Consider the following 20550-nt stretch of genomic DNA (forward strand, 5'->3'; position numbering starts at 1 on the left):
CAAACTCTCCATTAAAGCTCTTCGCAAACGCCACTGTTCAGTTTTCAAAGACCGCCGTGTCCTGCGACACAATCTTAATTTTAACTCCCGCGAAACGGCCCTGTCAACTAGTACTTACTGGCTGTTTTGGTGTTTTGTTTGCATCTTTCGCCGTCGCAAGACTTAATATAGCATAACCCGTTTAACAGTGTCAAGGCTGTTCTGGGGCCATGCTCCTGACCGTTCTAATCATCCCGCGGGCGCAGAAGCGGAAAGAGAATGACGTCACGGATCGACGGGCTGTTCGTAAGAAACATCACCAGCCGGTCGAGGCCGATGCCCAACCCTCCCGCGGGGGGCATCCCGTACTCGAGGGCGGTGACGAAGTCCTCGTCGTAGACGTGGGCCTCCTCGTCCCCCCGCTCGCGCTTGGCGAGCTGGGCGAGGAACCGCTCCTTCTGGTCCAGGGGATCGTTCAACTCGGAGAAGGCGTTGGCCACCTCGCGCCCGTAGATGAACAGCTCGAAGCGGTAGGTCAGCCGGGGATCGTCTTCCTTTTTCTTGGCCAGCGGGGAGATCTCGAGCGGGTAGTCGTAGACGAAGGTCGGCTGTATCAGGCGGGGCTGCACAAGCTCCTCGAAGGCGGTGTTCACCGCCTCGCCCCAGTTCCCCGGGAGGTCTTCGATCTCCAGTTCCAGCCGGCGCACGGCGTCGACCGCTTCCTGGCCGGAAAGGGAGGCGAAATCGATCCCGGTGTGCTGCCGCAGGGCCTCCAGCATGGTCACCCGGGCCCAGGGGCGCGCCAGGTTGATCTCGGCCTCACCGTAGGGGAACACGGTGGTGCCGAGGACGGTCTCGGCCGCGTGGATGATCAACTCCTCGGTGAGTTCCATCATATCGTGGTAGTCGGCGTAGGCCTGGTAAAGCTCCAGCATCGTGAACTCGGGGTTGTGGCGGGTGGAGATGCCTTCGTTGCGGAAGTTGCGGTTGATCTCGTAGACCTTCTCGAAACCGCCGACCAGCAGCCTCTTCAGGTAGAGTTCCGGGGCGATGCGCAGGTAGAGGGGCATGTCCAGAGCGTTATGGTAGGTCTTGAAGGGCCGCGCCGTGGCACCCCCGGCCAGGGGCTGCATCATCGGCGTCTCAACCTCCAGGAAGCCTCGCGCGTTCAGGAAGCGGCGGATCTCGTGCAGGATGCGGGAGCGGGTGACAAAGGTCTGCCTGGTGTCCGGGTTGACGATCAGGTCCAGGTAACGCCGCCGGTAGCGGAGTTCGACGTCTTTCAGGCCGTGCCACTTCTCGGGCAAGGGACGAAGCGACTTGGAAAGCAGCTCGAACCTGGAGACGGCCACACTGACCTCGCCGGCCCGGGTCTTGAAGACCCGGCCCTCCAGGCCGATGATGTCCCCGATGTCGAGAGTCTTAAAGAGGCCGTAGAGGTCCTCGCCGACGTCATCCAGCCGGACGTAGATCTGGATGCGGCCCGAACTGTCCTGCAGGTCGGCGAAGGTCGCCTTCCCATGGCCGCGGCGGGCGATCAGGCGCCCCGCCAACCGTACCTTCCGGCCCTCTAACCGGTCGAAATCCCCCTTGACCTCTTTCGCCTCGTGGGTACGCACGAAGCGCCCCCCGAAGGGAGAAATGCCCCGTGCCCGCAGGTCGGCCAATTTCTCCAGCCGCACGCGCATCAAGTCCGATTCCGCCGAATCCTCAAGACGCTGGTCCATGCCTACCCCCCGGAATCCTGTCTGATCTAAATATCTACAGGTTGGTGCGCGTAATCTCCTTTATAACGTAGGTCAGCACACCCGCCGGCACCTGCACCTGCACCACGTCCCCGACCCGGCGGCCCAGCAGGGCCCGGCCGACCGGCGACTCATTGGAAATCTTGTTCGCCGCGGGGTCCGATTCCATGGAGCCGACGATGGTGTAGGTGATTTCCGAGCCGTCCTGCCGGTCCTGCAACCGGACCGAGGCGCCGACACTGACCTCGTCGGTGGCGACGTCCTCGGCGTCGATAACCTTCGCGTTACGGAGCATCTTCTCCAGGGTGAGGATCTGCCCCTCGATAAACGCCTGCTCGTTCTTGGCGTCTTCATACTCAGAGTTCTCGGTGATGTCGCCGAAGTCAATGGCCTGGCGGATACGCTCGGCGACCTCCCGCCGGCGTACCGACTTGAGGTGCTCCAGTTCACTCTCCAGCTTCTTTAGCCCCGAGACCGTCAGGATGACCTCTTTTTCTTTCATTTTTTGATCTTCTCCTCTACCGTGCTTACTTTAATTGCGCAAACAAAAGGACAAACTTTAGGCACTGCCTATTGAAACACGCAGTGCCCCACGAGCCTCTCTTAACTCGCATCAATTATAGTGAGCGGCTCCGCCTTTGTCAAGGCGCCGCCCTTGAGCGTTGGCCCTGATGGCGGCGATCCTTTCCGGCGTGATCGCCCGCTCGAAGCTGCGGAACCCGGCCAACTTAAAGCCGTGCTTCGCGGCCAGGGCACCGATCTCCTCGACCTGTTCCACGGTCAATTCACGCCCGAGGGTAAAGCTCTCAAACCGCCCCTCCAGGGCGAGGATCATGGTCTCGGCCATGCAGGCATAGCAGGTGCGGGGCGGGAAGCCGAAGTTAAAATGGAAGTCCGGCTCGCCCGGCACCTCCACCACCCCGCCCTCAATGACCAGTACGTCGTCCCGCGCTTCGACCACCCGCCGGGACACGTCCCGCGGCCGCGCCACGTCGCATACCACGGCCCCGGGCTTGAGGTCCTCCGGTTCGATGATCGCATCCACGGCGCTGGTCACGGTGACGACGACGTCCGCTTGCCGCAGCGCGCCCTTGAGGTCTTCGGTCACCCGGGCCGCCAGCCCGCTCTCATACATGATCTTGTCGGCCAGCAGTTCCAGCTTACCCCGGTTGCGGCCGACCAGGAACATCTCCCGGGCCTCCCGCGCCAGGATGCGGGCGCATACCCCGCCGATGGCGCCGGTGGCCCCGACGACGGCGACGACCGCCTCGTCCAGCCGGTGGCCCATCAGGCGGGCCGCTTCCCTGGTGCCCTGGAGGGCCGTGGCCACAGTGTAGCTGTTGCCGGTCGTCACCGGGATCGAAAGCCTCTCGGCCACCGTCTTCCCGGCGTCCCCGACGACCTTCGTGAAGGCGCCGAGCCCCAGGATGCGCGCCCCCAGCTTCTCGGCCAGCCGCCCGGTCCGGACGACCTTGTCCAGTACCTTCTCCGGGGGCAGGCTCATGATCTGCCGCGCCGTGAGCGGGCAGGAAACAAACCAGCCTTCCACTTCGTTATGGGCGGACCTTACGCCGGTAATGTGCGCTGTTTTAATCGGGGGCAGCCAGCTGATCGCCTTCTCAACCCAGGCGTCCGGCAGGTACCTGGCAAAGCCGAACTTCCGGGACACATCGTCGACGTTCAAGGGATGGATCACGAAAGCGAAACGTTCCAAACAGGATTCTCCTCGCACGGGGATTTAGTCCATTCTATAACCGCACCGTTATCCAGGCAAGGGGCAGTTCGGGCTCACAGGACCATCTGAATCAGCGTCCGCAATTCGGCGACGGTATCGGCCCGCTGCAGCCGCTCCCGCAGCCGGGCGGCATGCGGCAGGCCGCGGGTGTACCAGGAGGCGTGCTTGCGCATTTGCAGGACGGCCGTGTCCTCGTCCTTGTATCTCACGAGCAGGTCCAGGTGGCGGAGGGCCATGGCCACCCGCTCCGCCCCGGAAGGGGGCGGCAACTGCCCGCCGGTCGCAAGGTAATGCACGGCCTCCCGGAAGATCCAGGGGTTGCCCCGCGCGGCGCGGCCGATCATCACCCCGTCGCAGCCCGTCTCGTCGAGCATGCGCCGGGCGTCGGGCGCCGTCCAGACGTCCCCGTTGCCGATCACCGGCACGTCCACTGCTTCCTTGACCGCCCGGATGACGCCCCAGTCGGCGCGCCCGCTGTAAAACTCGCTCCGGTAGCGGCCGTGCACCATAACCGCCGACGCCCCGGCATCCACCACGGCATAGGCCACCTCCACCGCGTCCGGGGAATCGGCATCCCACCCCCGGCGCATCTTGACCGTCACCGGCAGGGTGACGGCGTCGACGACCGCGGCCACGATCTCCCCGGCCAGCCGCGGGTCGCGCATCAGTGCCGCACCCTCACCGTTCTTGACGATCTTCGGCGTCGGGCAGCCCATGTTCAGGTCAATGATATCCGCCCCCGCGGCGGCCACGAGGCGCGCCGCCCGCGCCAGGTCCCCCGGGCGGGACCCGAAGAGCTGGACGGCGACCGGGCTTTCCCCCTCGATGTCCAGCATCTCCAGGGTCTTTCTGCTGCCGAAGAGCAGGGCCTGGGCGGAGATCATTTCCGTAAAGGCCAGGGCGCAGTCCATCTCCCGGGCCAGCAGGCGGAAGGCCTTGTCGGTGATACCGGCCATGGGCGCCGCCACCACAGGGTTTTCTAAAACTACCGGCCCAACGCGCACCGGCCCTTCACCGCCTTAAGATGACTTCAGGCGATTTATTTTACCCGCCTGAAACCAAAAACCCTTCACCCGCGTCTTTATTAATGAAGAGAACTGAATTGCGCCAGAGGTGACCGACCATTTCCGAGCAACCGGCGGTGAGCGGGCCGGCGTACCGGTCCCCGGCAAGGACGTTTACGGCTTTGTCCGGCCTTTTGACGGCGGTAATCCTGCTTATGATGGCGGCCGTGATTCTGTCCCTGCAGGCCTGGCAGAACCCGCAACGCCTGGCCCGGGAGTTCGCGGCCCACTTAAACGAAGGAAACAGCCGGGCCTGGTTTTACCTGGCCACGGAAGCGCGGGAGAAGGTGTCCTGGTTTGACGCCCCGGCCATCCACCGGCTCGTCGCCGCCTTTCAAAGCGGGGCTTTTCAGGAGCCGGAAGCGGGGAACAGTTTCTTTTACCGCACCGTCGACGTCACCGTCGTTCAGGACGCGGATGAAGTGCCGCTCCGCCTGTACTTCACCCGCACGCTCGCCGGCTGGAGAATCACTTACATAAAGGCGGCCGGCGGGTAGGAGGGCGGCCCCCGCCGGGGGGCGGCGGTCTGCACCCCGGGGAAGGGTTTCCGAACCCGGAGGACGAATTTCTCCGGGGGCAGGTGAAACTCGGATGGGCCTTCGGTTTCCGGAGCGCGAGCCGCTGACACGCAATGTTACCGTCCTGGAGACGCTGTTTAGGCTTTTCCACGGTTCCGTCTTTTATGCCGCCTACTATGTTACGAACGACCGCGCCCTGGCGGAAGACGTAACCCAGGAAACATTTCTGAAGGCTTACGAACGACTTGACCAGCTGCGCGACGCTTCCCGGGTCGAGGCCTGGCTGGTGCGCATCGCCATCAACGGCGCCCGGGACGCCTTGCGCCGCAACCGCAACCTCTGCCCGGTATCCGGAGACGCGGAGGCCGCGGCCGCGGCGGACTCGATGCCGGAAAACCGGCTGCTCTCCCGGGAAGAGCGAAGGGCCGTCCAGGCCGCCGTCTCCGCGCTGGAACCGGAGTACCAGGAAGCCGTTTTCCTGAAATACTTCCGCGGGATGACGGTCAGGGAGATCAGTGAGGTGACCGGCGCCCCCGAGGGCACGGTCAAGACCCGGCTGCGAAGGGCCCGGTTGACGATCGGCGAACTGCTCCGGAAGGCATCCTCTACGGTTAAGCAAGGGGGTGAATGAGGATGCGCCAGATGACGGACGAAGAATTCGAGGAACTGCTGCGCGAGGCCCTGCGGGCCCGCATGGAGGACTGTGAGCCCCCGCCCATCGAGGAGTCCTGGAAACGCTTCGAAGCGAGGCTCCGCCGTTACGAGGCCGAACGCCGCAAGGTACGTGTAGGGCCCTGGCGCGTCCCACGCCTTGTCCTGGCGGCGGCCCTGCTGCTTGCCGTCGTTATCGCCGTCCCGATCGCTTTCCCCGACCAGCTGGGGGCCATCGGGCAACGTGTTTTTCATACCACCCGCACGATGGTCGACCTGGGTGACGGGCAGATGAACCTTATGACGGGAAGGCACCCGCAGGACCAGGCGCCCCCGTCCCCCCCTCCCCCGGGCATCGGACCCCAGGGCGGAACGGTTCTCGACCCCGAAATAAAGGAGATCCCCACGCCGCCGGAGCAAAAGGGCCTGACCCTCGAGGAGGTGCGCGCCGCCGCGCCGTTCATGGTCCGGGTGCCGCGTTACCTCCCTGAGGGGTACACCCGTCAAGATATCACTTATCAACCCCACCCCGGCGGCACGTCGGGAAGGATCGAGATGATCTACGAGGGCCCCGAAGGACGGTACCTGCGCTTTGAGCAGTTCAATATCACCGGCGGCTTCGGCATGGGCCGGGGGTTCGACGCCGAGGACACCGAGATGCGGGAGATTAAGGTCAACGGGAACAACGCCACCCTGCTGGTCCACAAGAAGCAGTGGTGCACCCTGACCTGGTTCGACAACGAGATGTTCTACGAACTCTCCGGGAAGATCCCGCCGGAGGAAATTGAGAAGGTCGCCGTCTCAATCCAGTAGCCGCGGCCGTCAGCCGCCCCGCCTAAAGAGAGGTGGGAAGCCCATCCGCTGTTCCCACATCTCACATCCCATATATCTCACATCCCGTTTTGGGCGAGGATGGGCCGGCTTTCAGATTCCCAGTCCGGCGCGCTTCTCCTCGATGTGCGCCGCCAGGGCCGCGGCCGCCTTGTGCGGGTCCTCCTCCACCAGCACGCGCCCGCCGACCAGCGGCTCTATACCCCGCGTCAGGGCCTCGGTGACCAGCTCGCTTCCCGTCACCGGCGGCACCGGCCCAATGTGCGTTAAAAGGCCGAAGGCCACGGCGAAGATCCCGTCCACAACCGCCTTCTGCTCCAGGTACTCCGGCGCCGAGGCCGCCACCGGGAGCCGGCTCGGGTCCACGCCCAGGGCGCCCGCAATGGCCGTCACGGCGACCCCGATGCGCCCGATGTCCACGCAGGAGCCGAAGTTCAGACAGGGCGGGATGCCCAGGGCCCGGCAGACGGCGCGCAGCCCGGCGCCGGCCTCCGCCGCCGCCTCGGGGAGCATCAGGCCCTCGATCTGCGTCGCGCTGGAGGCGCAACCGGCGTTGATCACCAGGATATCACGCTTGATCAGCTCGCGCGAGATGCATACCACCTGGTGGTCGTGGCCGTTGCGGTTGTTCGTGCAGCCGACCACGGCCACGATGCCGCGGATCCGCCCGGCCTTGACAGCATCCAGGAGCGGGTCCAGGCTGCCGCCGAGGGCCGCGAGGATGGATTCCACGCCGAAGCCGGTGACCAGGCCGCTCTTCCGGTCGGGAATGTAGATCTTCTCCGCCTTACGGTCGCGGTAGGCGTCGATGGCCGTGCGCACCAGCCCGCGCGCCTGCTCCGCCGCCTTCTCCGGCTCGTAGTCGACGTGGGTGTCGACGCCCGCCATACGGACGATGCGGTCGACCGAAACCAGCCGGGTGTGGAAGCGGTCGGCGACATCCTTCAAGGACGGGAGGGAGCAGTTCATATCCATCATCACCAGGTCGACGGCGCCGGTGGCGACCATGAACTCCTGGGTGATCCAGTTGCCAAGCTGGCCGGCCAGGCCATCCCCGCTCGTGGCGCCGCGCTGGAGCAGCTCCTGGCCGGTGCACATCGAGCCGTAGACCTTGATCCCCTTAGCCCCGGCCGCCCGGGCCTCGGCGAGGATTTCCTCATCGGCCGCCGCCTGGAGTACGGCGGTCCCCACCAGGGGCACGTGACCATGGGCGACGATGTTCACCGTCTCCGGGTCGAGCACTCCCAGGTCCGCCTGGCCGGTGGTGATCCGGGGCGTCCCCAGCAGGATGTCCTGCAGGGTGATAGTCCCCACCAGGCCCAGGTAGCCGGCGCCGATGGAGAGCCGCACGGCGGTGAGCAGCAGGTCGACCGGGTCGGTATTGATATTGCTCATACTCTTGGTCAAGGCGTCCCTGATCTCGGAAAGCAGGCCGCCCGGCACCACGCCGAGCTTCTCCCAGGCCTGAAGGCGCGAGGCCGGAGCGAGCAGCCGGACCAGGGCGGACGGTTCGTCGGCCCCCTTGCGCAGCTCGTTGAGTACCAGGTCCGCCAGGGCCGCGGCCAGCTCGGCGCTATCGGCGCCCGGGTCCAGGCCGAAGAGCCCGGCCACCTGGCGCAGCTTGGCCTCGTCGCCGATCCTGAAGGGGGTCTTGCCGGCTGCGGCGGCCTTGAGGGTCTTGCAGACCTCTTCGAGGTGGTGGGTGTAGGCCGCCGCCCCGTGCGTGGCCAGACGCACCAGGTTGCGGGCGACGATGGTATCCGCCGTCGCGCCGCAGATCCCCCGCGGGGCCTTCGGGCTGATACGGCAGGGGCCGTGGCTGCAAAGCTGGCAGCAGACCCCGCTCATGCCGAAACCGCACTGGGGCTGCTGGGCGCGGTAGCGGTCGAAAACGGTACTGATCCCCTGCGCCGCGGCGGCCTCCTGCATCTCGTTGATCGAGGCGTGGGCCGACAGGCCGCAGGTTTCCTTGGATGGGCATCCGCTGCATCCGGACATAGCTGTCTCCTCCTTTGAGCGTTCTTCGCGCCCATCCTATCAGACCCGTCCCCCGCCTGTCCGTGAGCCATGCCGCACCCGGGGTGTGACCTTCGTCACAGGCAGCAAAAAACCCGGTGTCGACCACCGGGCCGGAAATGACAACCCCTGCCGCCCATTCCTGTTTGCTTCTTTCCAAGGCTAAACGCGGTTGCGTTCGTAGATGATCCGCAGGCCCTTCAGCGTCAAGAAGGGGTCCACGTGCTGGATGGTGGCGCTCTCGCCGGCGATCAGCGCCGCCTCGCCGCCGGTGGCCAGGACCGTCGCCGCCCCGCCCAACTCGGCCCGCATGCGGTGCACGACATTGTCCACCAGGCCGGCGAAGCCGAAGACGATCCCGGCCTGCATGCTGTGGACGGTGTTCCGCCCGATGACCGCGGGCGGGCGCACCAGCTCCACCCGCGGCAGGCGCGCCGCCCGGCTGAACAGCGCCTCGCAGGAGATCCCGATCCCCGGGGCGATGATCCCGCCCAGGTATTCCCCCTTCGCGGAGACGGCGTCAAAGGTGGTGGCCGTCCCGAAATCGACGATCACCAGCGGCCCGCCGTGTTCCTCAAAGCCCGCGACCGCGTTGACGATACGGTCGGCCCCGACGTCCCTGGGGTTCTCGTACTTGATGGGCATGCCGGTCCGGATCCCCGGGCCGACAACCATAGGCTCGCAGTTGAAGTAGCCGTGGACGGCCTCTTCCAGCACGGTGTTCAAGGGGGGCACGACCGAAGCCGCCACCACCGCCGCCACGTCCCGCGCCGTGAAGCCGCGGTCGCCGAGGAGCTGCTTGAGGAGCAGGCCGCACTCATCGGCCGTCCAGGCGCGGCGCGTCGAAACCCTCCAGTGGGCGGCCAGCTCCCGGCCGGCGAAGAGGCCGGCGGTAATGTTGGTATTCCCGACGTCCAGCACAAGCAACAAGGACGGTCACCCCCTTAGTTACTTCCAGAACCAGATGCGCCGCGGCTCTCAAACTTGCTCCTGTTTAGAAATGCGAAAGCAACAAACATTCCAGCAAAGGCCGATTCAGCTTCCCGAAGAAAATAACCCGGGCTCATAATCAAGGTATACAACAGCATTCAGTGTTTTCCGCCGTTCTCCAATAAGACGTCGCCGGAGAGCACCCGTTGCACCACGCCCGGCGCGCGCTCGACGAGCAGGGCGCCCTCGTCGTCAACGGCCAGGGCCCGCCCGTACCACTCTTTCCCGCCGGTGACGATCCTGACCCGCCGGCCCAGGCACTCCTGGCGCTCGCGCCAGGCGGCGATCACCGGGCCGAACCCCTGGGCCAGCCAGGCCCGGTACCACCTCTCCATCGACCCCAGGATCGCCGCCAGCAGCCTGGCGCGGTCCACGGGGCGGCCCGCAGAGGCCGAGACGCTGGCCGCCGCCTCCCGCAGGGCGGGGGGAAAGGCCTCCAGCTCTATGTTTACGTTCAGGCCGATGCCGACCACCAGCCATTCCAGCCTCTCGGCCTCGGCGGCCAGTTCGGTCAGGATGCCCCCCAGCTTCCGCCCCCCGGCGATCAGGTCGTTGGGCCACTTGATGCCGACCTTCAGGTTCGGATAGGCGCGCAGGGCGTCGACAACGGACACGGCGGCCACGAAGGTCGCCTCCGGCGCCCGCGCCGGGGACAGAGCCGGGCGCAGGATGACCGAAAACCACAGCCCGCCGTGCGGGGAGTGCCAGGAGCGCCCCAGCCGGCCCCGTCCCCCGGTCTGGCGCTCGGCCAGCACCACCGTGCCCTCGGGGGCCCCGGCGCGGGCCAGGTCCTTCGCCCGGTTGTTGGTGGAGTCGACTTCGGCGAGATAGTCGTAAGAGCGGCCGAGGACGCCGGTGGTCAGCAGCGGTTGGACCGCCTCGGCCGTAAGCCGGTCGGGCCCCTCCCCGGTCAGGCGGTAGCCGGAGCGGGGGGCGGCCGCGATGGGGTACCCGTCCCGGCGCAGGGCGGCGACGTGTTTCCAGACCGCGGTGCGGGAAAGGCCGAGCCGCCGCGCCAGGTCCTCCCCGGAAACCGCTCCGGGGGCGTGCTCCCGCAGAATTTCCAGGATGCGCTCTTTCAACGGCCGGCGGCCCCTTCCGGAATAAAGTCCAGGCCGATGTCCAGGGCCCGCGCCGAATGCGTCAGCGCGCCCAGGGAAATGTAGTCCACGCCCGTGGCGGCGAAGGCGGCGATGTTGCTCTCCCTGATGCCCCCCGAGGCCTCCAGCAGGCAACGGCCGCCGACGAGTTCCACCGCCCGGCGGACGGTCGCCGGGTCCATATTATCGAGCAGGATAACGTCGGAGCCCGCGTCCAGGGCTTCCTCCACCTGCTCCAGGGTCTCGGCCTCGACCTCGATGCGCAGGGTGTGGGGCGCGGCGGCGCGGGCCCGGGCCACCGCCTCGCGGACCCCGCCCGCGACAAGGATGTGGTTGTCCTTGATCAGGATGCCGTCATAAAGGCCGAAGCGGTGGTTGTGCCCGCCCCCGGCGCGTACCGCGTACTTCTCCAGGGCGCGCAGGCCCGGCGTGGTCTTCCGGGTATCAAGCAGCCGCGCGGGGTGGCCGGCGATCAGGACCGCCAGCCGGGCGGTCAGGGTGGCGATGCCGCACAGGCGCTGCAGGAAATTGAGGGCCAGGCGCTCTCCGGTAAGGATCCCGCGCGCCGGCCCCTCCACCACGGCCAGCGTCTCTCCGGCGGTCACCCGGGTTCCCTCGGCCACGTGCGGGGTAAAGACGATGCGTTCGTCCACGAGGGCGAAGACGCGCGCCGCCACCGGCAGCCCGGCCACCACCCCGTCCTCCCGGACGCGGAATTCTCCCCGCGCCCGCGCGCCGGGGTCGACCAGGGCCTCGGTGGTAAGGTCGCCGGGGCCCACGTCCTCGGCCAGGCATCGTCTTATCAAGTCGTCCAAGTCGGCAGGAAACATGTATTAACCCCTATCATTTTCGCGCCGGGCGTTGATTACGCGAGCGCAGCGAGCTGATTGCGGCCAAGTAAAGCGGCCTGATTTCAAAGAAACTTACTGCCGCCGGAAAATGATATGCTTCTCCCACCGGGCCTTCGGCTCCGGGAAGTCGGCCCGGAAGTGCCCGCCGCGGGACTCCGTGCGGCTGGCCGCGGCCTCGGCGACCAGGTGGCCGATCTCCAGCAGGTTGCGGACCTCCATCGCCTCCGGGCCGGGAGCCGCCGCCCCCCGCAGGTCAAGGTGGCGGTCGAAAAACTCCAGGGCCTCGGCCAGCCCCTGCGCCGTCCTGGTCGGGCCGACCTTCTCTTGCATCACCTCTTGCAGGGTACGTCGCAGGGCGGCGTAGTCCGTCCCGGCGTCCTCCCGCAGGTCGGAGCAGGCGAAATGAGGCCACGGCCCGTTCGACGCTGGAGCGGCGGCTATAGCCCGGCGGGCGATCCGGCCCCCAAAGACCAGGCCGTCCAGGAGAGAGTTCGATGCCAGGCGGTTGGCCCCGTGCACCCCGGGGCAGGCCACCTCGCCGCAGGTATACAGGCCCTCGATGGACGTCCGGCCGTCCAGGTCGGTCTTCACGCCGCCCATCATATAATGGGCGGCCGGGGCGACGGGGATCGGCTCCCGGGTGATGTCGACGCCGTAGCCGGCACAGGTCCGGGTGATGGTGGGGAAGCGTTTCGGGATCTCCTCGGCCGGCAGGTGGGTGACGTCCAGGTAGACATACTGCGCGCCGGTCGCCGACATCTCGGCCAGGATGCCCCGGGTGACCACGTCCCGCGGGGCCAGTTCGGCCTGAGGATGGTAACGCGGCATAAAGCGCTCGCCGTGGATGTTGCGCAGGACGCCTCCCTCGCCGCGGACGGCCTCGGAGATAAGGAAGGTCGGCGCCCCTTCAAGGGCCAGGGCCGTGGGGTGGAACTGCACGAACTCCATATCGGCCACCTCGGCCCCGGCACGGTAGGCCAGGGCGATACCGTCGCCGGTGGCCACCTCGGGATTGGTCGTCCGGGCATAGAGGTGCCCGGCACCGCCGGTGGCCAGGATGGTCGCCCGCGAGCGGAACACCTTCAGGGAGCCGTGCTCCTCGTCGTAGGCCAGGAGCCCGTAGCAGCGGCCTTGCTCCACCAGCAGGTCGACGGCGAAGTGCCATTCGAGGATCGGGATTTTTTCTCCCTCGGCCTGGAAGGAAAGGACGCGCTGGATCTCCGCCCCGGTGGCGTCCCCGCTGGCGTGCAGGATCCGCCGCCGGCTGTGGGCGCCCTCGCGGGTCAGGGCAAAACCGCCGTCCAGGCGGTCAAAGCGCGCGCCCATCCCCACCAGGTCCCGGACGCGCTGCGGCCCCTCAGTGACCAGGATGCGCACCGCGTCGGCATCGCACAGGCCCGCCCCGGCCGTCAGGGTATCCTTCTCGTGCAGGAAGGGGGAATCGCTGGCCCCGATGGCCGCGGCGATTCCCCCTTGCGCGCGCTCGGTATTCGTATCCTCCACCATCCGCTTGGTCAGGACCAGCACTTCCGCCCCGGCCCGGTGCAGGCACCAGGCGGCGTAAAGGCCGCCGATGCCGCTGCCCACCACGAGGTAATCCACCGATTCCTGGGGCAGGGCCTCGCTGTCAAAATTCATCAGGTAGCGTCCGGCCAAATTCCTCGGTCCCCCTTCAGTTGATCGCCAGCATCCGCTCCAGGGCATTGAGCGCCCGGCGGCGCACATCGTCCGGCACGTCCACCCGCGGTTCCAGCGTTTCCAGCGCCCACGCGACCTTTTCCAGGGTCGTCATCTTCATTGAATTGCATAGAAGCCGTTCGGCCGCCGGGTAAAACTCCTTGCCCGGACATTGCCGCCGTAACTGGTGCAGAAGCCCTTCCTCGGTGGCGATGATGAACTCCCTGTCCGCCGACCGGGCGGCGAACCGGATCATCCCCGAGGTACTGGCCACCGCGTCCGCCAGGTCCAGGACCTCCGGGAGGCATTCGGGGTGGGCCAGGACCCTGGCCTGTGGATGGGCGGCGCGGGCCAGCCGTATGTCTTCCGGGGTGATATGTTCATGAACACAGCAATAGCCGGGCCAGAGTTCGACCTCCCGCCCCGTCATGCGCATCGCGTAAAGGCCCAGGTTGCGGTCCGGGATGAAGAGGATGCCCTTTTCGCGCGGGACGGACTCGATCACCCTCACCACATTGGCCGAGGTGCAGCAGATATCGCTCTCCGCCTTGACCTCCGCCGAGGTGTTGACGTAGGCGACCACCTCGTAACCGGGCAGCTCCCGCTTCCGCCGCCGGAGAGCCTCGGCGGTCACCATGTCGGCCATCGGGCAACCGGCGTCCGGTTCCGGCAGCAGGACGATCTTATCCGGAGAAAGGATGGACGCGCTTTCAGCCATGAAATGGACGCCGCAAAAGACAATGACCGCGGCGTCGGTGCCGGCCGCCTGCCGTGAGAGTTCCAGTGAATCACCCACGAAGTCGGCGATGTCCTGGACCTCCGGACGCTGGTAGTAATGGCTGAGGATTACCGCCCGGCGCTCCCGCCGCAGCCTGTTGATCCTCCCAATAATGTCTGCGCTATCCACCACGGCCCTCACCTTCTCACTCCCCCAGCTATAAAAAAGAAAAACCCAGTTTCCTGGCGCGTCTATAAGCTCATTCTAAGGGCGGCCCAAACGTATTGTCAAGAAAGCGGGGCCCTTGGGCGAAGCCCGCTCAGATGTCGAATGGTACGGCTGGAGCATTTACGATCGCCTGCCTCACCTTGTCCAGCATCTTAACCAGTGACTCCTGTTCCCCGGGCGACAGGTGCGCCACCGCACAGGAAGCCAGGTAACGGTCCACCGCCGCGTGGTGGCGGAGGACCTCTTCGCCGCGGGGGGTGAGCCCGACCAGCACCAGCCGGCGGTCCTCGGCGGTCCGCATGCGTGTAAGAAACCCCTTCTTCTCCAGGCGGTCAACGGCCACGGTGATCGTGCCCGGGGTCACCCCAAGCCGGGTGGCGATTTCCGACATCGGGAGAAGTTCGCTCCCGATGGCGTCGATAACGTGAAGTTCCGACATGGTCAGCATACGCCCCCCGGCAACCTTGCTGAGAAGGCGGTTATGGTGCGCCATCACGGCGTTGACGATCTCCGTGAAAAGGCGGTTAACCCGCTGCACGTCCGGCTTGTCTCCTGCGGCCACGATAATTCGACCCTCTTTAACCCCTGCATAATTTGAACCAAATAATATGTGTCCGTGTTGTTTCTGTCAAGCCTTTCCGTTCGACGGGAGCACTTTGTTCCCGGCATCCACGGTGACCACAGCCGGGCGATGCGCCCTGGCCTCGTCCTCCTCCATCCGGGCGTAAGCCATGATGATCACCCGGTCGCCCGGCAGGCCGAGCCGCGCGGCGGCCCCGTTCAAGGCCACGGTCCCGCCGCCGCGGGGGCCGGGAATGGCATAGGTCTCGAAACGCGCCCCGTTCGCCGTGTTGACCACCTGCACCTGCTCGTAAGGCAGGATGCCGGCCGCCTCCAGCAGTTCCTCGTCGATCGTGATACTGCCGGCGTAGTTCAGGTCCACCGCGGTTACGACGGCCCGGTGGATCTTGGCCTTCAACATCGTTAACAGCATCAGTTCCCCGCCTCCACCACCATGTTGTCGATCAGCCGCGCCCGGCCGAACCAGGCGGCCACTGCCAGGAGGACCTCCCCCTCAATAGTCGCCAGGGGGTTGAGGTCCGGCCAGCTCAAGACCTCGGCGTAGTCCAGCCGCGCCCCCGGCATGCCGTTGATCGTCTCGGCCATCAGGCGGGCGACGCGCTGCGGGTCGCGCTCCCCGCCCGTGATCGTCTGCTTCCCCCAGTGCAGAGCGCGGAACAGGATGGTCGCCTCCTCCCGCTCCTCGGGTGTGAGGTACACGTTGCGGGAACTCGCCGCCAGGCCGTCGGCCTCCCGCACCGTGGGCACGGCGACGATCTCCACCGGGAAGTTCAGGTCCCGGACCATCCGCCGGATCACGGCCAGTTGCTGGGCGTCCTTCTGCCCGAAGAGGGCGTAGTCCGGGCCGACGATGTTGAACAGCTTGGCCACCACCGTCGCCACCCCGCGGAAGTGGCCCGGCCGTGAGCGGCCGCAAAGGACCCCGGTCAGTTCGGCGATGTCGACGAAGGCGGCCTGGGGGGCGGGGTACATCTCCTCAACGGAAGGAGTGAAGACGGCGTCCACCCCTTCCTCCGCGGCCGTCGCCAGGTCCCGCTCAAAGTCGCGCGGGTAGGCCGCCAGGTCCTCCTGCGGGCCGAACTGCAGGGGGTTGACGAAGATGCTGACGGTTACCGTAGGGCACATCTCCCGGGCCTTGCGCATCAGGGCGCGGTGCCCCTCGTGGAAGTAGCCCATGGTCGGCACCAGGCCCACCGGGCCCCGCGCCCGGGCCTCGCGGACGAAGTCACGCACCTCGGCGATGGTCCGCACGACCTTGACCATTATTCCGCCCCCTCCTTGCGCAGCCGTTCGATCTCATCCTCCGGCATCCCGAAGGTGTGCTCCGGTCCCGGGAAGAGGCGCGCGACGACCTCGTCGCGGTAGGCGCCGACGGCGGCCAGCATCCGGGCGCGCAGGTCGGCGTATTGCTTGACGAAGCGCGGTACGCGGCCGCCGGTCAGGCCCAGGAGGTCGTGGGTCACCAGGACCTGGCCGTCGCAGTCCGGCCCGGCGCCGATACCGATGGTCGGCACGCCCAGGGCGCCGGTCACCATCCGCGCCAGGGGCGCCGGGATGCATTCCAGCACCAGGGCGAAGATCCCGGCCTCTTCAAGGGCCCGCGCCTCGTCGAGCAGGCGGTTGGCCGCGGCCGCGTCGCGTGCCTGGACCTTGAAACCCCCGAGCTGGTGCACGGACTGTGGGGTCAGGCCCAGGTGGCCCATCACCGGGATGCCGGCCCCGACCAGCGCGCGCACCACGTCGAGGACGGCGGCGCCCCCTTCGATCTTCACGGCATGCGCCCCGCCCTCCTGGAGCAGCCGCCCCGCGTTGCGCAGGGCGTCTTCCACCGACACCTGATAGGACAGGAAGGGCATGTCGGCGACCACCAGGGCCCGGCGGACGCCCCGCGCCACCGCCCGGACGTGGTGCACCATGTCGTCCATCGTCACCGGGACGGTCGTCTCGTAGCCCAGGACCACGTTGCCCAGGGAATCCCCCACCAGGATGACGTCGATGCCGGCCTCGTCCACCAGTCTGGCCAGCGGGAAGTCATACGCCGTGAGCATGGTCACCGGCCGCCCCTCGGCCTTCATCTGCCGCAGGGTAGCCGTAGTAACGCGCACTTCGCTCATCATCCGCCTACACTCCCTTCAGAATGAGTTCCAAAGCCGCCGCCGCGGCGGGCGCCAGGTCCCCCCGCGCCCGCGCCAGCCCGGCCGTGTAGCACCCGAGAAGGCGGTAAAGCTCGGCCGCTTCCGGGTCCAGAGCCCGCAGGGCCTCTACGTGCCCCCGGACCGTGTCCAGGTCGCCGCGCGCCACGGGCCCGGTGAGGGCCGCGGCAACGCCGGCGCGGCGAACATTGGCTACCGTCCCTTCCACCAGGGGCAACAGGGCGGCGGTGGCCGCCTTCCTCTCCAGACCTGCGCCCTCCAGCAGCCTGACCGCCAGGTCCAGGACGGATACCAGGTAGTTGGAGGCCACACAGGCCGCGGCGTGATAGAGGGCCTTATCCCCCGCGCGCAACGGCAGGAACACCCCGCCCAGGTCCGCGACCAGGCGCCTCGCCAGGGGCAGGGCGGCCGCGTCCCCTTCCACGCCGAAGTAGCAGCCGGCGAGATCCGGGGGTCCGGTTACCCCGGCAAAGGACTGCAGCGGGTGCACCGCGGCCACGAGGGCCCCCTTTTCGCGGGCGGGACTGAGCACCGCCGCCGGAAGCGCCCCGCTGGCGTGGAAGACGTGCTGCCCGGGCGAGAAGCCGCCCTGGGCGGCGATGGCCCCGGCCACCTCGGCGACGGCCCGGTCCGGGGTGGTGATCCAGACCACCGCGGCGCGGCGCGCGGCGTCGTCCGGCCTGTCCGTGGCCGGGCAGCCGACACGCCGGGCGAGTGCTTCGGCCGTCTCCAGCCGGCGCGAGGCCACGGCGGCCACGGGGTAACCGGCCGCCGCCAGGGCCAGGCCAAGGGCCGTGCCCGCCCGCCCGGCGCCGATGATCGCCATCGATGGTTCAGCCGTCATCGCTTATCATCCTCTCCAATGCAAAAACAAAAAACCCCGGACCCGAAGTCCAAAGGTTTTTCTAAAACCCCGTCTCGGTCCTCACGGCTCCAAGCGGATACTGCTGGTTTTCGGTTTCGGTCAGTAAATAAAGACTGCGGTATGGCTCCCTGATTCGGGATGCCAGCCCATCCGGTCGTCGGTCGTCAATCGTCTTACGGGATCATTTTACCACCGCATCAAGTTCCGGGCAATCCTATGGACCGGCATCCTCCATTTCAAGTTCCGCCAGCAAGCTCCGCAGCGTCTCCCCGGCGGCGCGGTGGATCACGACGGCCGCTTCTTCGTCGTACGGCGTCGGCTCCCGGTTGACGATCGCCAGCCGGCGCGCCAGCCGGGGAAGCCCCGCCACCGGGTAGACCTGGAGGCTGGACCCGACCACCAGCAACACCTGGCAACCGGTGAGAACCTGGGTGGCACGCCAGTAATCCTCGCCCATCGCGTCGCCGAAGAGGACCACGTCGGGCCGCAGCATCCCCCCGCACGGGCAGCGGGGCACATCGGCGCCGTCGTCGATCTGCTCCAGCAGGCAAGCAAAGTCGTGCCGGCGGTCGCAGCGCATGCAGCGGCAGGTCCGCAGGTGGCCGTGAACCTCCCATACGGTGGAACCGGCGGCGCGGTGCAGGCCGTCGATGTTCTGGGTGATTACACCCCGCAGGAGGCCGGCGCGCTCCAGGGCGGCCAGAGCCCGGTGGGCGGCGTTCGGTTGCGCCTCGCGGCAACCCCTCCACCAGCGGAGATTGAACCGCCAGAACCGCGCCGGGTCACGGTGCAGCGCCTCCACGCTGCAGACCTCGGCCGGGTCGTAGCGCTCCCAGAGCCCCTCGCCCCGGCTGCGGAAGTCGGGGATGCCGCTCTCGGTGCTGACGCCGGCCCCGGTCAGGGCGAAGGCCGGCTGATGCTCCCGCAAGAGCCGCGCCAGCGTCTTCAGCTTTTCGCCTGTCTCCACGCGCTTCACCCCGTGAACCCTTTTCCTGTCATTATTCTCGCCGTCCCCGGGCTGCTCCTTCCAGGCTGATCAAGGCCGGCGGACGCGGCTGACGGCCCGGATCTTTGACGACCTCCTCCACGCTCTCCCGCCCCAGGACGGCGGTCACCCGTTCCGCCAGGGCGCGGCGGTAAGCCCGGTAGCCGTCCTCGAAGGCTCGCAGAGTGGCCAGGAGGTTTTCTTGCACCTCAGCACGGCCCGCCCCGACGAACCCGCCGTTCGCCTCCCGCACCAGGTGCCGGTTCAGCCAGGCGTAGTTCCGCCGCACCCGCGTCCAGAGCTCCTGGTGCCGCGCCCGCTCCCGGGAGACCGCGCGCACGACGGCGTCGTAGCGCGCCGCGGCCGCCCGCCCCTGCTGGGTACGCGCCACTTCCGCCAACCGGCAGAAGTAGTGGCGACAGACCTCCGGGCGCAGGGGGCCGGGCAGCACACAGCCCTCGGGGGTCCACAGGGCACAGGCGCCCAGCGGGTCCCGCTCCACGATCAGGTAGGGCTCGTCAAGGTAGAGGGAGCACGGGTAAGACTCAAGGATGGGCGTGAGCCGGTCGGCGGCGTCGAAGGCCAGGGCGAAGAGGCTGTCCACTCGGAAACGGGGCCGCGCCCGGGCGCAGCAGTGGGCGGCCCTGTCCCTCCGGCAGTTGGTACGGCAAAGGGGGCTGGTAATAAGGGGTGTCGCCCCGAGGTGGAAGGTCACTTCCATTTGTCTTCCCCTCTTCACCCCCAGTCTACCAGGAAGTATTTAACTGCGCAACCGGTTACTGGTTAGACCTGGTAACGGATTTGCTTGCGGGGCGGCGTTTGATCGTCCGAACGGAAGAGGGGAGGGAATTCCCCGGCCAGGCCGGGTCTCCCTCCCCCTCGGGTAAGCGTTCCAAACTCAATCCCAAGCTGTTAAAAGGTAAACAGCATGTCGCCCAGCACCATCCGGCCGGAGCGGCTTTTGAAGAACGCGCCGGCGGCGCTTGCCGAGGTAAAATAGAGGGCGCCGTTGGTCGGATCGGCCCCCGCGAGGGCCTCCTCCGCGGCCTTAACGGCCTTGGCCGTCGCCGCTCTGCGGTTGATCCGCCCGTTGGTTGCAGGCGGGAACTGGCCTGGCTGGAAGATCACTTCGCGCAGGGAATCAGGGAAAGCCCCGCTCTGCACGCGGTTTAGGACCACGGCCCCCACGGCCACCTGGGTCTCGTAGGGCTGGTTTCCCGCCTCCACCGTAATCAAGCGGGCGAGAAGATCAAGGTCCTCCGGGGTGTAAGGGATGACCGGACGGGACCCGGACCGGGACACCTCCGTTAGGCCCGCAGCGGCAAGGCTCTTCCGCTGCTCGACACGGGGGTTTTCCGCCTTAACCAGTTGCTTGGCAGGGGGAATCAGCTGGTGGGAGATGCCGCTGGAAAGGCCGACCGCAAATGCGGGGTTGGCGGGGTTTACCGCGAAGAGGCCGACGGCCGCCGGAATGAGCGGCGCGGCTCTGGTCAGTTCCGTAGAGACATCCGCGCTGTCCTTTGCTGCCGGCGGATCAGCAGCCGGCATCGACCCTGCCGCGGTTCCAAGTGTCGCCAGGATGGCGGCCAGGGCGCAAAGTAAAGCGATGATACGTCGTCGCAACCTCTCACTCTCCTTTCGGTCGGAAATAGGATGGAGTGGACCGCCGGCGGTCCGAGCGCCGGCGGTCCGAACAGGCTCGGCCAATATGGCAACAACGCTTACCACTGTGGATGGAATTCGCCGTCGAGGATACATTATCCTTCTTCCTTTACCAGGTCTATGCCGCCCGCGCCCGGATGTCCCCCCAAGAGACCGTCGCCCGGTAAGAACAAAAAAACCACCCCCGAGGGGTGGCACAG

At 67.1% G+C, this 20550-nt stretch carries 21 protein-coding genes; 3 read left to right on the top strand and 18 right to left on the bottom strand.

Annotated features, from left to right (window positions below):
• Positions 1–224: 224 nt before the first annotated feature.
• The 4 genes from lysS to dusB all read right to left on the bottom strand — a co-directional run bounded on the left by lysS (position 225) and on the right by dusB (position 4463).
• Positions 225–1706 (bottom strand): lysine--tRNA ligase, encoded by a 1482-nt coding sequence (gene lysS / locus QMC81_09790; GenBank protein ID MDI6907755.1) that lies wholly within the window; start codon positions 1704–1706, stop codon positions 225–227.
• A 34-nt stretch (positions 1707–1740) separates the two neighbouring features.
• Positions 1741–2226, bottom strand: coding sequence for a transcription elongation factor GreA (gene greA / locus QMC81_09795; GenBank protein MDI6907756.1), 486 nt, complete (start codon positions 2224–2226; stop codon positions 1741–1743).
• 111 nt (positions 2227–2337) lie between these two features.
• A complete protein-coding gene (locus QMC81_09800; protein ID MDI6907757.1) occupies positions 2338–3438 on the bottom strand; it encodes a shikimate dehydrogenase in 1101 nt (366 codons plus the stop codon).
• Positions 3439–3512: 74 nt separating this feature from the next.
• Positions 3513–4463, bottom strand: a complete 951-nt coding sequence (dusB, locus tag QMC81_09805) for a tRNA dihydrouridine synthase DusB (protein ID MDI6907758.1) — start codon at positions 4461–4463, stop codon at positions 3513–3515.
• Positions 4464–4645: 182 nt separating this feature from the next.
• On the opposite strand from dusB, the gene QMC81_09810 reads away from it, so the two are divergent.
• The 3 genes from QMC81_09810 to QMC81_09820 all read left to right on the top strand — a co-directional run bounded on the left by QMC81_09810 (position 4646) and on the right by QMC81_09820 (position 6505).
• Positions 4646–5020, top strand: a complete 375-nt coding sequence (locus QMC81_09810) for a hypothetical protein (protein ID MDI6907759.1) — start codon at positions 4646–4648, stop codon at positions 5018–5020.
• Between the two features lie 94 nt (positions 5021–5114).
• Positions 5115–5672, top strand: a complete 558-nt coding sequence (locus QMC81_09815; GenBank protein ID MDI6907760.1) for a sigma-70 family RNA polymerase sigma factor — start codon at positions 5115–5117, stop codon at positions 5670–5672.
• 2 nt (positions 5673–5674) lie between these two features.
• Positions 5675–6505 (top strand): DUF4367 domain-containing protein, encoded by an 831-nt coding sequence (locus QMC81_09820; GenBank protein MDI6907761.1) that lies wholly within the window; start codon positions 5675–5677, stop codon positions 6503–6505.
• Positions 6506–6616: 111 nt separating this feature from the next.
• Here QMC81_09820 and cooS read toward each other — a convergent pair whose 3' ends face one another.
• The 14 genes from cooS to QMC81_09890 form a co-directional block, all read right to left on the bottom strand.
• Entirely contained in the window at positions 6617–8521 is a 1905-nt protein-coding gene (gene cooS / locus QMC81_09825) for an anaerobic carbon-monoxide dehydrogenase catalytic subunit (protein MDI6907762.1), read from the bottom strand.
• Between the two features lie 180 nt (positions 8522–8701).
• Positions 8702–9469, bottom strand: a complete 768-nt coding sequence (locus tag QMC81_09830) for a type III pantothenate kinase (protein MDI6907763.1) — start codon at positions 9467–9469, stop codon at positions 8702–8704.
• A 158-nt stretch (positions 9470–9627) separates the two neighbouring features.
• On the bottom strand, positions 9628–10611 hold the full coding sequence (locus QMC81_09835) for a biotin--[acetyl-CoA-carboxylase] ligase (GenBank protein MDI6907764.1): 984 nt from the start codon (positions 10609–10611) through the stop codon (positions 9628–9630).
• Positions 10608–11459: a carboxylating nicotinate-nucleotide diphosphorylase gene (nadC, locus tag QMC81_09840; protein ID MDI6907765.1), complete on the bottom strand. Its 852-nt coding sequence runs from the start codon at positions 11457–11459 to the stop codon at positions 10608–10610. Before nadC ends, QMC81_09835 begins: the two co-directional genes overlap by 4 nt.
• Before the next feature lie 93 nt (positions 11460–11552).
• The gene (gene nadB, locus QMC81_09845; GenBank protein ID MDI6907766.1) at positions 11553–13136 is read right to left on the bottom strand and encodes an L-aspartate oxidase; all 1584 of its coding nucleotides are present in this window, start codon (positions 13134–13136) and stop codon (positions 11553–11555) included.
• A 16-nt stretch (positions 13137–13152) separates the two neighbouring features.
• A complete protein-coding gene (nadA, locus tag QMC81_09850) occupies positions 13153–14064 on the bottom strand; it encodes a quinolinate synthase NadA (GenBank protein ID MDI6907767.1) in 912 nt (303 codons plus the stop codon).
• A 130-nt stretch (positions 14065–14194) separates the two neighbouring features.
• On the bottom strand, positions 14195–14665 hold the full coding sequence (locus QMC81_09855; protein MDI6907768.1) for a MarR family transcriptional regulator: 471 nt from the start codon (positions 14663–14665) through the stop codon (positions 14195–14197).
• Between the two features lie 66 nt (positions 14666–14731).
• Entirely contained in the window at positions 14732–15097 is a 366-nt protein-coding gene (locus tag QMC81_09860) for an aspartate 1-decarboxylase (protein ID MDI6907769.1), read from the bottom strand.
• On the bottom strand, positions 15097–15948 hold the full coding sequence (gene panC / locus QMC81_09865) for a pantoate--beta-alanine ligase (GenBank protein MDI6907770.1): 852 nt from the start codon (positions 15946–15948) through the stop codon (positions 15097–15099). Before panC ends, QMC81_09860 begins: the two co-directional genes overlap by 1 nt.
• Positions 15948–16799 carry a 3-methyl-2-oxobutanoate hydroxymethyltransferase gene (gene panB, locus QMC81_09870; GenBank protein ID MDI6907771.1) on the bottom strand — a complete coding sequence of 284 codons (852 nt, stop codon included), beginning with the start codon at positions 16797–16799 and terminating at the stop codon, positions 15948–15950. The genes panC and panB overlap by 1 nt, the downstream gene beginning before the upstream one ends.
• A gap of 7 nt (positions 16800–16806) precedes the next feature.
• A complete protein-coding gene (locus tag QMC81_09875; GenBank protein ID MDI6907772.1) occupies positions 16807–17682 on the bottom strand; it encodes a DUF2520 domain-containing protein in 876 nt (291 codons plus the stop codon).
• A 235-nt stretch (positions 17683–17917) separates the two neighbouring features.
• A complete protein-coding gene (locus QMC81_09880) occupies positions 17918–18679 on the bottom strand; it encodes an NAD-dependent deacylase (GenBank protein ID MDI6907773.1) in 762 nt (253 codons plus the stop codon).
• Between the two features lie 22 nt (positions 18680–18701).
• Positions 18702–19409 (bottom strand): hypothetical protein, encoded by a 708-nt coding sequence (locus QMC81_09885; protein ID MDI6907774.1) that lies wholly within the window; start codon positions 19407–19409, stop codon positions 18702–18704.
• A gap of 191 nt (positions 19410–19600) precedes the next feature.
• The gene (locus tag QMC81_09890) at positions 19601–20311 is read right to left on the bottom strand and encodes a cell wall hydrolase (GenBank protein ID MDI6907775.1); all 711 of its coding nucleotides are present in this window, start codon (positions 20309–20311) and stop codon (positions 19601–19603) included.
• Between the last annotated feature and the right edge of the window lie 239 nt (positions 20312–20550).

The organism is Thermoanaerobacterales bacterium, from assembly GCA_030019475.1.
In the GTDB taxonomy this organism is placed as follows: Bacteria; Bacillota; Desulfotomaculia; order Desulfotomaculales; family JASEER01; genus JASEER01.